7 protein-coding genes are annotated in these 12592 nt (G+C 53.6%); 4 read left to right on the forward strand and 3 right to left on the reverse strand.

The window, feature by feature from the left end; all coding sequences use genetic code 11:
* The first annotated feature begins 85 nt into the window (after positions 1-85).
* Both RMSM_RS34020 and RMSM_RS34025 read left to right on the forward strand, forming a co-directional pair.
* The gene (locus tag RMSM_RS34020) at positions 86-2863 is read left to right on the forward strand and encodes a BatD family protein (RefSeq protein ID WP_008708422.1); all 2778 of its coding nucleotides are present in this window, start codon (positions 86-88) and stop codon (positions 2861-2863) included.
* A gap of 536 nt (positions 2864-3399) precedes the next feature.
* Positions 3400-5109, forward strand: coding sequence for a hypothetical protein (locus RMSM_RS34025; RefSeq protein ID WP_040771003.1), 1710 nt, complete (start codon positions 3400-3402; stop codon positions 5107-5109).
* A gap of 357 nt (positions 5110-5466) precedes the next feature.
* Here RMSM_RS34025 and lpdA read toward each other — a convergent pair whose 3' ends face one another.
* Positions 5467-6858: a dihydrolipoyl dehydrogenase gene (gene lpdA / locus RMSM_RS34030; RefSeq protein ID WP_008708424.1), complete on the reverse strand. Its 1392-nt coding sequence runs from the start codon at positions 6856-6858 to the stop codon at positions 5467-5469.
* A 257-nt stretch (positions 6859-7115) separates the two neighbouring features.
* Between lpdA and RMSM_RS34035 the strand changes: the two genes are divergently transcribed.
* Positions 7116-8057: a putative bifunctional lysylphosphatidylglycerol flippase/synthetase gene (locus tag RMSM_RS34035; RefSeq protein ID WP_008708426.1), complete on the forward strand. Its 942-nt coding sequence runs from the start codon at positions 7116-7118 to the stop codon at positions 8055-8057.
* Between the two features lie 157 nt (positions 8058-8214).
* Here RMSM_RS34035 and RMSM_RS34040 read toward each other — a convergent pair whose 3' ends face one another.
* A complete protein-coding gene (locus RMSM_RS34040; RefSeq protein WP_008708427.1) occupies positions 8215-10617 on the reverse strand; it encodes a glycoside hydrolase family 2 protein in 2403 nt (800 codons plus the stop codon).
* Positions 10618-10963: 346 nt separating this feature from the next.
* Between RMSM_RS34040 and ppnP the strand changes: the two genes are divergently transcribed.
* Positions 10964-11242 carry a pyrimidine/purine nucleoside phosphorylase gene (ppnP, locus tag RMSM_RS34045; RefSeq protein WP_008708429.1) on the forward strand — a complete coding sequence of 93 codons (279 nt, stop codon included), beginning with the start codon at positions 10964-10966 and terminating at the stop codon, positions 11240-11242.
* 132 nt (positions 11243-11374) lie between these two features.
* On the opposite strand, the gene RMSM_RS34050 is transcribed toward ppnP, so the two are convergent.
* Positions 11375-12592: efflux RND transporter permease subunit (locus RMSM_RS34050; RefSeq protein WP_040771006.1), on the reverse strand; the 1218-nt coding region annotated here is incomplete at its 5' end.

Genomic DNA, 12592 nt, shown 5'->3' on the forward strand with positions numbered 1-12592 from the left:
TCGCGATCGCGAGATGCTGCGACGCATGCAAACAGAACGTGAACAACGACGCCGTCAAGTTCCTGTCGATAAGGATTGGTAAGCCATGAAAAACATATCCCATCTTTTATTGATCGGTTTCTCGCTCGCCTTTGCATTGCTGTGTGGTGACAATGCGACCGCTGGCGAGGTACGTATCGGAATCTCGGCAAAGGAGACCTATGTCGGGTATCCGGTGACGCTGCAGATCGAATTCAATAACATTGCTAAACATGACGCTCCCGAACTTCCCCAAGTCGATGGACTGAAGATTGAATCCACGGGAACGCCGTCTCAGAGCAGACAAATTTTCATGATCAATGGTCGGCAATCCGTTATCGAATCGGTGACGTATTCTTATGCCATCACCCCCGAACGTGCTGGCGACTTTGTGATTCCGCCATTGACGGTGTCCTATGACGGACGCAAACAGTTGACCGAAAGTGTTCGTTTTTCGGCAACCAAGAGCGAAGTTGGCGATTTGGCGTTCGTCGAAATCAGTGGCGATCGCGCGAGTGTCTATGTGGGCGAACCGATTCAGTTGACGCTCAAAATTTGGATCAAACCGTATCAAAACGAAGACTACCGGGTGACGCTTTCCGAAGGCGACATGTGGAGTTTGATCAGCCGACAAACCGATTGGGGACTGTTCACCGATCGCATGAACGAATTGGCGGACAACAACCAGCGTCCCGGAGGCGAGCGAGTGCAACGCAAAGCGGACGACGGAACAACATCGACCTACTATTTGTATGAAATCGACGCGGAAATCTATCCCCAGCACTCAGGATCGATCGATGGATCCAACTGTCGGATCGTGGTCCGCTATCCCACCGAACTGAAGCGTTCACGAAGCCCGCTGGACGATTTCTTTGGTGATCAATCTCCGTTTTCAGGCTCAAGCTTCTTCGATGACACCTTCTCGTCGTTTGGCCCTCGCTTGTCGATTTCGTCGATTCGCCCCGTGATTGTCGACGCAAAAGTCTCACCAATCGAAATCAAACCGATCCCTAGTCAAGGCCGACCGGCGAATTATCGCGGAGCCGTCGGTGACTATCAGATCTATACTCAAGCGACGCCCAACCGAGCGAATGCGGGCGATCCGATCACGCTGAACATCGCAATTCGCGGCGATGGGCCGATGGATCGCGTCCAACCGCCGCTGCTGGACGAACAAGAATTGCTCACTAAACATTTCAAAGTGGCAGATGAATCGTTGGCAGGTTTTGTCGACGGAAACCAAAAGCTGTTTACCACCACGATTCGTCCGCTATCCGAATCAGTGACCGAGATTCCTGCGATCGAGTTCAGCTTCTTTGACCCTCACAAAGAGAAATTTGTCACCGTCCAAAGCAAACCGATCCCCATCGAGGTTTCCCCGGCCGAGACGCTGTCGTTTGACAAAATTGTCGCCAATTCGGATACATCCAACAATGCCGCGGCTTCTGCAATCGAGGATTCTGTTGCATCCGTACCGAGCGTCTATCCAGCCGACGATTTGTTGGAATCGCAATCCGTTCCTACGACTTGGAACTCATTCGTTTTGACCGCGGTCGCGTTGCCGCCGCTGGCGTTTGCGTTTTCGCTACTGTTCGCACGACGCGGGTTGTTTGCCTCCGGCATTCGATCGCTCATGCCACTAAAGCAATTTGAGAAAGACATCGCGGTTGTCACCACACCTCGTTCGCTGAGTTTGGCAATGCGTGAATTTCTAGCGTCCTATTGGAAGCTCGATCAGTCCAGCGAAATGCTGGTGGTGGGCCAATTGCGGCGTATCGGAAATCGCGATTTAGCAGTACGACTCGAAAGCTGGTTTGATCGATGTCGGCAAGCGGAACACGGCGTGCTGTTTTCCGAGTTGGACGCGGACGACCCTCGCAGCTTGCCGAGTTTGAAAAGCGAAGCGAGACAAATTGCTGAATTATGCGTGGACAGAAAAGCGAATCGGGCTGCGAATACGATGCAGTCAGCGACCGGTCGATCAAGCACCGTGCTGCATTCGCTGGTTGGCATCACCGTGCTCGTCGGCGGGCTAACGCAATCGGCGTCCGCTGAAGAAGCCACGTCATCCGATGCGTCGTCGATGACTCGCCAGCAACAGCATGCCGTGTTGAGTGAAGCCGACGGCATGTACCATCGCGCCGCCGACGCGATCGCCAGTGATTCTGAGCAGGCGAAAGCGAACTTTGCATCGGCGGCAGCCAAGTACCAAGCGGTCGTTGATGCCGGGGTCGAAAACGCCAAACTGTACTACAACCTCGGCAACAGCTATCGGATGAGCGGATCACAAGGGCTGGCCGTCGCCTATTACCGGAAAGCCATTTTGTTCGATCCGGACAATCCTGCGTTTGCAGCAGCCCTTGGCCAAACACTGCACGAGATCGGCTTGGCCAATGACACGACCGAAACCGCACCCGACGCACGAAGCATTACGCGTCAATCCGTGACGGTTCTCTTTTCACACGTGCCACGATCCTGGGTGTTATGGAGTGCCATTGCCGTCTGGACGGTTGCCTGGTTGATGCTGATCCAGCGAGGTTTCCCGCGTCTGTGGTTCGGCGAGCATCGCATCGGACGAGTTTGGCCGCTGGGATTGATTCTGTGTTCGCTCGTCTTCGCAGGATTGGTAGCCGCCCACGACTGGACGCTTCGCAATCCGCAAGCGGCGACCGTGGTGGTGGCCAAGGCGAACATGCACTCGTCCGACGATGCGACTTCGCCAGAAATCGGCAAGCCGCTCACCGAAGCAAGTGAAGTGATTGTGAGCAAACTTCGAGGCGACTGGGTCAAAGTCACCGCAATAGACCAACGATCCGGATGGCTACGAAGCGAAGAAGTTCGCTAGCGCTGACATCCTCCGTAGCGAAAGTCGCGAAGACTTTCGGTGGTCTCACCCTGTGATTGAGATTTCGATTGGTTAAACGGTACGGCAAGCGGTCGGCTTAGGCCGGAGGCCCATACATCGAAATTGTGTTGGCCTCCGGCCTGATGGATCAAATCATGGCAGCTTGTCTCAGGCTCGACCACCTGGAACTTTTCAGAAGTTTTTAGTCGACACGCGTCGATGGAACTCTTATTTTGGTTCCATCCTTGAGTGTACAGCTAAGCAGCAATCTATCGTTGGACGAGCCGTTTTGACGCTTGCGGCTTGTTGATTTAGTGAGCCGCTCGCGCGTCAGCGGCCGGGTTCCACGCATTACCCGGTGCCTTACGGCCCTCGGCTCACCAATGCGATTTGCATTCCGATTAAATCAACAGCCCGCTTGCTACGGTTCTGATGTTCAACCGACTCGCCCTAACAAAACGCATCAACGTCGAGTTCATTGCATTGCAACTAATCACGGCTACACTTCAAAATTGCTCGGAAGTAGAGTGTGCGTTTTGGATGTCGACGAACATCGTGCCGTTACCGACGATGAACTTCAAGGAAACGATGTCACGCAGTTAAATCCAAATGAACATGTATGTTATCTGATCATCGTCAGAATCCTCGCACAAGAATTTTCACGCTGGGAGAAGGAGCCTCAGGCCGTACGTTTGGAATTTACGGCACGACTTTTTCGTACTCCCAACGAATTGTCCAGCGACAAGGATCCTCATCTGGGACAACTACGCGCAAAGATTGTGGGGGAAATCGTGAGCGTTCCGATGGTTGCTGGGCTCCTTCCAAAACGTCAATTTGAAAATAAGAACTTTGATTGGGTCATGGGCCAGGTTCATGGAGGATTAACGATCGATAGCCTTTACGCAGCACAGCAGTTCATCCGACTTGAGGGCCTTTTGGAGAAACCGTCCTTTCCCTTGAATGACTTAGCGCGGTGGCGTGAATTTCGTGATAATCGTTTCATCCCAGACTCCGTGCTATATCGACTTGTATCGAATTCAATCGCCTATGACGAGCTTCGCCAAAATACGAAACTTAGCGATGCAGAGTGCTTCCAGAAGATTCGAAGCCTTATTCAAAAGTCCCCACCAATGCAACGATGGTGGATGCTCGATCAAATACGCCAAGACCCGCAAATAGAGCACAGGAAGGATTTAGTTGTACAAATTTCATCTGCACTCGACGCATTTCCGTTGGACAAAATTCAGGGCAATGAGCCGCAACAATTCGGAAAATTACCCACCAGCGATCTTCAAGTCGATCTCGAATTGTCAGAATATCAGATCATCGATGGAGACTTAATGTTCATAGAACTGAGCATTACCAATCTGAGCGATGATAAAATTTACATCCGTCATTTTTCTCTCGAAGAAAATCTGGAGGTTCGGTTTCCAAATGGTGCTGAACAGCGTTCGATGGTCATAAGCAACAGGCCATCTAATGCCTACGTTAGCGTCGTAACACACAAGAGTATTCTTGTTCAACCAAAGGCATCGTATCAAACGATAGCACTTGTCCGTTTGCCCTCGCTTTTTCGTCAGCTGTCTGGTCGTTTCAGAGATCCACCGTATTTACCGGAAGTCGAAATTACCTTGAAGCTTTATTCGGTTGCTGTGGAGCGACGAAAACAACCCCTCTTGCAAGACTTCGGCGAGATCACAGGGAAGCGACTTTCATTGCCACTTTACGGCAATATCCTGCGGGACCATGATCCCAACGACTCAGCAATTCAGCAAATCCACGGATTTCAGCGTTTGACTTACGCAGGAGTCCGCGGGTATGGAGGTGCTTACGAATTTCGACATACGGTTCCCCTTCTCCGCAAGGCTGAGTTTCCACTGAAGTCGCTGCCCATATGGAAATTCCTTCGCGCCAATTCCATACGCGACGACACGACGCTGGCGAGGCTTATTGATACATCAATTGGGAACGAAAAGATTGCTGATGAAAACGAGGATTGGAGAACTCAACACGCCAATATATTGGACTTGATTAAAGACTCGCCCCGAATCGAAAAGAAATGGCTGTACAACAAACTCTTTTTCAACCTATTGTTTCGGATGGATCTCCGCGCTGAAGAAAAAATCGAGATTTATAAGATGCGACGCGAAACCAACGCGTCATTGACTCGAACGCCGTCAGGTCCCGAATCGGACGAGAAAGCCAGTAGCACCGGTTCCCACCGGCCGACCTTGATGGCTCGATAGAATCGGCCGGTAGGAACCGACCCTACGCTCAGTTTCGACCTCGGACTGACGTCCTTGTCATTACCCACATCCTTGAATTAGTCGCGGTAGCGACCGCAGCAGATCATGCTCACTGCTATCGTCGCTATCGCGACTACGGATCGGGCTGGGTTAGTTTCTGCGGGCGGACGCCCGCAGCTAGGTGCTTTCGTCGCGATCGCGACTGAAGGGACTCTCGTCCGGGGCTGTTACCTGACGTCGCTATCGCGACTGAAACCCGTTTCCGCTTGCCACAAAATGCGGAACGGGGCAGAGGCTTGCGCCGTATTGCGGACGAAACTCTCTGCGAGTTTCGCTACCTTCAGCTTTGACGACGCATTAAAGCGTGTGGATCGCTCGATCGTCGACCGCCAATGCGGCTTCGTGGACGATTTCGGACATCGTTGGATGCGCGTGACAGGTGCGAGCGATATCTTCGCTGCTCGCTCCGAACTCCATCGCAGTGGCCGCTTCGGCGATCATGTCGCCAGCTCGGGCACCGATGATGTGCACGCCCAGGACGCGGTCGGTTGCAGCATCGGCCAAGATCTTGACGCGACCTTCGGGTTCGCCCAGCGTGCGAGCACGTCCGTTCGCGCCAAACGGGCAGACGCCCTTCTTGTACTCGATACCTGCTTCTTTTAATTGCTCTTCGGTTTGCCCCACCATCGCGATTTCGGGATGGGTGTACACGATCGCAGGAATCACGTCGTAATTGATGTGACTCTTGATTCCGACCATTCGCTCGACGCACACGATCGCTTCTTCCATCGCTTTGTGCGCCAACATCGCGCCACCGATACAATCACCGATTGCGTAGACGCCTTCGAGTGACGTTTGGAATTCTTCGTTCACACTGATGAAGCCTCGCTTGTCGGTTTCCAATCCGATCGATTCGAGTCCGATGTTATCGGTTGCTGGTGAGCGTCCAGTCGACAACAGAACTCGGTCGGCACGCAATGCTTCGCCATCTTTGATTTGCACCACGCACTCGTCACCATCGCGTTTGGCGGAATCGACAAAGGTGCTGGTGCGAATGTCGAGGCCTTGTCGTTTAAAGGTGCGATGAGCAAGTTGGGCGATCTCGCCATCGATGCCGGGCATGATCCGGTCGAGGGCTTCCAGCACGATCACTTCGCTGCCCAGCCGGTTCCAGACGGCACTCATCTCCAAACCGATGTAACCGCCACCGATCACGATCAATCGTTTGGGAACCTCGGGAAACGACAGCGCGGTGGTGCTGTTGCCAATTCGCTCGCCGTCCTCTTCGATAAAGCTCAGCCGAGCAGGCCGGCTGCCGGCACAGATCAGCACCTGGTCGGCTTGCACCAAGACTGGTTCGTCACCATCGACTTGAATCGTCTCGTGATCGGTGAATTTGCCGCGTCCGCGATACGGAGTAACCCCCTTCTTTTTGAACAGCATGTCGATGCCGCCGGTCAGCGTGTCGACAATCTTTTTCTTGCGAGCCATCATCGCATCGAGATCAAACCCCAGGCCTTCGACATTGATCCCATGGTCGCTGAATTTGTGCTTAGCTTCCTCGTACAAATGGCTCGATTCGAGCAACGCCTTGCTGGGAATACAGCCGACCCGAACACACGTCCCTCCGAATTGAGCGTTCTCGTCGATACAGGCAACATCGATTCCAAGTTGTGCAGCGCGAATTGCGGCGACGTATCCTGCGGGACCACCACCGAGCACCACTAATTCATGTCGAACTGTTTTCATGTTTCTGTTTGCAGGCAAAGGTTGAAGTGAAATTTGAGGGAAATTTGTTTGATAATCGATATTCCCAAGGCCTACAGTTTGGCAAACAACACGCCAGTTCGGCTACCGGGCTAAGTTTTGGATCTTGTACGGCGTCAGCTTTTCCTTTCGCGCCGCGATCCCCTAAATCCTTAGCGGGCTTGTCGAATGAGCTTGATACGGCACAATTGACAATTACCGTCCCCTCCCCGCTTCATTCTGCTCAGCCGAGCCTCACCTTGCCCAAACAAAAACTCCGTGCGATCGCTGGGCCTGCGTTTGCATGCCTGCTGTTTCTGTTGGCGGTCAAATTGCTGTGGCGTGAAGCACAAGAAGTAACTTGGGAAGACTTTAAGGCGGGGTTTACGGGCGTCCCGACGATTTACCTCGGAATCGCAGCCTTTCTGATCGCACTGAACTACGGGCTGCTGATCGCCTACGATTTGTTGGCGCTGCGTTATATCTGCCGATCGCTGCCGCTGCGCCGCGTCGCACTGGTCGCGTTTATGGGTTTTACCCTCGGCAACAACCTGGGCACGTTTATGGCCGGGGCGCCGATTCGGTACCGCTTTTATTCGCGTTGGGGATTAACCGCACGCCAAATCGTGGTGCTGATCTCGATTTGTGGGCTGACGTTTTGGAGCGGATTATGGTTTTTAGGTGGGATCGTTCTGGTCTCGGTGCCGATTGAGTTGCCCGCGTCGGTCGAATTGCCGTTTGGCACTCGAACGCTCGGTGTCATTTTGCTCTGCCTGGCCTTTGGCTACGCGTTGGTGTGCTGGTTGTGGCACAAACCTTGGCCGATTGGCGAGCTGCATCTGCGTCCCCCCGCATTGGGATTGATGTCAGTACAAGCTTCGGTGGCGGCTGTCGATTTGCTGATCTCTGCTACCGCGTTGTACCTGGTTTTGCCAATCGATGCGGCAGTCCCATTCGCGCAAGTCCTAGCCGCCTATCTGGTCGCGATCGCAATCACGCTGATGACCCAGGTCCCGGGGGGGCTAGGCGTTTTGGAGGTGATCTTGGTCACGCTGCTCAAAGGAACCGTGGGCGATTCGGTGCTCGCGTCCGTGCTGATTTTCCGAATTTTGTACTACGTGCTGCCATTGATCTTCGGCATGGTCACGCTGGTCGCTCACGAGATTTTCAGTGGTGCCGTGGAAGCACGCCAAGCACGTTGACGTGGTGGGGAAACTCGGCGCGAATAAAACGTTCAAATCGGACCGAGCGGCTTGCGCTGGACTGCTACAACACAACACTCCGTTCGCTTCAATCCGCGCTGGGCATGGCCGAAAGTCTCTGCGACATTCGCTACGGCCACGCTCCGAATTCATTTACTCACTCAACCAAGCTTGCGTGAATCTTGCTCAGCTCGCCCTCGGAGATCTTTAACACTCGGCGGTCGTACGTCATCAATCCATTGATCTCGCCTTCAACGTCGGTGGTCTGCGTGTAAACGCCTCCGGCGATTCCTTTGGATTTCAGATCTTCGAGTCGTCGCATCGATTCAACGTAGCGATCCTTGAATTCTTGCAGTGTTTTGGGCAATCCGCCGTAACCCCAATTGTCACGATTCGCATCCCACAGATGCCCCTGGACGGGATAACCATGCCCGCCAAACTCCCCGACCACTTTGATGTAGTTATCGAAACGTTTGTCGGCCAAGGGGAAATTGGGATGCGGATACGCATGATGGTCAGCGATGTCACCGACGGGCCAAAAGTTTCCGCCGCTGGCGATATTGACCAATCGCGAAGGATCACGTTTGACCGTCCACTTGCCGACTTCCATCGTGCGATGTTGGCCCCAAGCTTCGTTGAACGGTACCCAAACGACAATGCTGGGGTGATTTTCCAGGTCGTCAATCATCCGTTCCATTTCAACCATGTACTGATCATGATCGGCGTCGGTCCAATCCGCATCTTGGGAGTTCGCCCGCATCCGAGTCCACGGCGGGCCTTTGCCGCCGCTGGGTTGATCCTGCCATACCATCATGCCGATGCGGTCACAGTGATAATAGTAGCGACGCGGTTCGACCTTGATGTGCTTGCGGATCATGTTAAAGCCCGAGTCTTTGAGGACTTCGATGTCATACAACATGCCTTCGTCCGAAGGAGGCGTTAGGAGCCCATCGGGCCACCACCCTTGATCGAGTGGACCAAGATGAAAGACCGTTTTACCATTGAGCGTAAAGCGATGATGTCCATCCTTATCCACCGTTCGTCCGACTTCGCGAATGCCGACATACGATTGGACTTCGTCGACTGAATTGCCCGACTGATCAAGCACGACGACGCTGAGATCATAAAGATGGGGTGAATTGGGTGACCAAAGTTTTGCTTGATTGACGTCGGCGATGAAAACTCCGTCCGAGCCGATTGTTTGCGAAGAAATCAACTTGTCGCCATCGACCAGACTGATTCGCACCTTTTCGCCCGCAACCGGTTTGCCCGCCAAGTCGACCTTGACGGTCACTTTGGCTTGGTCCGGCGAATCCGTAATCGCGGAATGAATTTTCAGATCATCGACGTGACGCTCCGCGACCGTTTCGAGCCACACCGTTTGCCAAATCCCCGAAACTTGGGTGTACCAAATTCCATGTGCATGAATGACCTGCTTGCCACGAATCTGCGATCCTTCGGTTTCATCTTCAACGCGAACGACCAGCTTATTTTCGCCCGTCTTGATCGCATCAGTGATGTCTAACGAAAACGGGTTGCTGCCGCCGACGTGTTTGCCCACCGAGGTTCCGTTGACAAAAACTTCACAGCGATAATCAACCGCTTCGAAATTCAGCTTCAACCGTTCGCCGTGGTTCACGTCGGCTTGGAACGTGCGGCGATACCACAAGGCTTCGGCGTCACTCAGCAGTCGCTGGACGCCGGACAATCGTGATTCGATCGCAAACGGAACCAGAATCTCGCCGTCCCATTTCTGTGGGGTTTCCGTTTGATCCACGCCGGTAATCGCATAATCCCAGTCGCCGTTCAAGTTGGTCCAACTCGGGTTGTGTAGACGGGGCCTCGCCAACGCGGGACGAGGATATTCGGTCCATGCGTTATCCGCAGTCACTTCCTCGCCCCACTTGGTGATCAAGTCCGACTTGAACGGTATCGTATTCCGCTTTGGTTTGGGCAGCTTGGGGATACGGTTGGCATCAATCAGGTGCACGTCGATGGATTGGCCACCGGTGGTTTGGTGACAGTGCGCCGCGATGACGTTGCTGCCTTTTTTGATTGCGGCTGCCGCCTCTGCGTCTAACGGAAACACTTGGTGCTGGTCAATGTAACCGGTCACGGCAAGCACTTTCTTGCCGTTGATATAGACATCGGCATCTTCGTCGTGATGCATATAGATCGCGGGTTTCGCGGGAACCACATCGAGTTCAACCGATTGACGCAACCAGATATCGTTGGTGTTCCACTGGGTGGATACACGCGATCCCGGCGTGGAACGTGTGCCAAATCCACCAACCCCTTGTGCCCACCGGGAATCATCAAAGTCGACTTCGTACCAATGGGCTCGCGGTTTTTTGGTCGTAAATCGCCATGACGTCTCTTGCAAGGTTTCGCGGTTGACCGGTGAATCCGCCATCGATCGCTGTGGCGACAACAAGTTGACCAGCAAGGCAAGCATGATGGCAGCGGTACTGACGAGATCCACCATCGAGGATCGCGGATGCGTGCGGTTGATGAGGATGGAGCCGATGGAACCGTGACCGAAGATGGCTTGATACAGCACTGCAATTTCCTCGCGGGATGGAGAGAGAAGCAATCAGAGGGGGTGAGGAAGGAGCGCCCCAAACAGGACGTCCCTCTCCCTGACGCAGCAGACAAAATAACTCAGAACCCCAGTCCAGTAAATGCGATTTCACGCCACGAACAATGCGTTTTTGCGTTTTCCGCATCGCAATATAGATTAACGCACCACCGATTACTTGGAATCATTTCCGGCGTGATTCCAATAAGAATTGCGGTTTTCACATGTGAAATCCCCACCCGCTTGCTCATGCGACGGCAGGACTTATGATGTCCGCCGATTGAGTTTCCCCGCTTCCCATGCCTTTTTTCAAGAAGAAACAATCTCTATGAAGGTCAACGAATATTTCGACGGCAAAGTCAAATCCATCGGTTTCGAGAACAGCGAAGGCCGCGTGACCTCCGGGGTGATGGCGGTGGGCGAGTACGAGTTTGGAACGAGCGAGAAGGAACTGATGAAGGTCGTGTCGGGGGAATTGAAAGTCAAACTGCCTGGAGCAAGCGATTTTGAATCGTACAAGACCGGCAGCGAGTTCCGGGTCGACGCCAACGTGAAGTTTCAAGTGAAGGTCGACGAAGCCACCGCCTATCTCTGCTTCTACAGCTAAGCGGCGGCCAAATCGTAGGTGGCACATCTCGTTAATTTGAGGAAGCGGACCGTGCGTGTCCGCTTGGAATGGTTCGACAATGTTACCAAACCATACTGAACCCCTTTCCGGCGATTGCGAAACGGTCGGGTTCTATCCTATCGCTAACGATGACTTGCGGTGGACCCAAGTGTAGACACAGGGGACCAAAATCAGGGTCAGGATCGTTGATACGATCATGCCGCCCAGCAAGGCTCGAGCCAAGGGGATCATCGCTTCATTGCCCGGAGACAGATGGAACGCTAATGGCAACATCGATGCAACCAGCGTCAGTGACGTCATCAAAATCGGACGCAGTCGCACTTGTGCCGCCGACATCGCGGCATCATACGGCGACAATCCAGCGGCTCGGCGACGGTTAGCGAATTCGACTAATAGGATCGAATTATTGACGACCACGCCGATCATCATCAATGTGCCCATTAACGATTGGATGTTGATGTAGGTATCGGTCAAATACAGCACGGCCAACACGCCACCGATTCCCAACGGGACCGCCAACATGATGATCAACGGATCCAGGAACGATCGGAACTGGGCCATCAACACGAGATAGACCAACAGTGCGGCGACGGCCAAGCCCATCCCCAGCAGACTCATTCCCGATCGCATCTTTTCCACCGGGCCTCGCAATGTCACCGACACGCCGTTGGCGAATTCCATTCGCGCCAACGTCGCTTCGATGTCCGCGGCGACCGAGCCCAGATCACGTCCCGACACGTTGACGTGCACGTCGTTGACGCGGGCGATGTTGTAATGAGCGATTTCGCCCGGAATGGTGACACGTTTGACCGTGGCAATGTTCGACAAAGGAATTGTGATCGGTCCGTCCGCAGTACTCAATGACAACGGAATGTTGCGAACATCGTCCAGCGATTTGAAGTCATTCGATTCGTATTGGACTCCCATAAAAAAGTCGGTGCCCGATTTAGGATCAATCCAAATCGTCGGAGCATAGCCAACGCTCGATCCGAGTGCGGTCAGAACCGTTTGCGCGACTTCTTCTTGATCAACTCCCAAATACTTTGCTCGCGTGCGATCGACTTGCACGTCAAATTGGGGATAGTCAAGCGATTGAGCGATCTGGACATCGGCGGTGCCTGCGATCGGCCGGACCGCTTCGACAATCCGTTCGGCGGCGTCGCGGCACTGCCCCAGCGTTCCCGCCGACACTTGCACACTGATCGGCGTTGGCACTCCTTCGTTCAGCGCCATGTTGACAATACCGCCCGAAACGAACAGGAACTGTTCCAGCGGGTACTCGTCGACAAATTTCTCGCGTAACGAGTTGATGTAGGTATCGGTGCTGGT

The sequence above is a fragment of the Rhodopirellula maiorica SM1 genome (genome assembly GCF_000346295.1).
GTDB lineage: Bacteria > Planctomycetota > Planctomycetia > Pirellulales > Pirellulaceae > Novipirellula > Novipirellula maiorica.

What these genes read in the sequence shown, in the direction of transcription:
- lpdA (WP_008708424.1), bottom strand. Translation starts at nt 6,858, where the DNA reads ATGAAAACAGTTCGACATGAATTAGTGGTGCTCGGTGGTGGTCCCGCA.
- RMSM_RS34020 (WP_008708422.1), top strand. Translation starts at nt 86, where the DNA reads ATGAAAAACATATCCCATCTTTTATTGATCGGTTTCTCGCTCGCCTTT.
- ppnP (WP_008708429.1), top strand. Translation starts at nt 10,964, where the DNA reads ATGAAGGTCAACGAATATTTCGACGGCAAAGTCAAATCCATCGGTTTC.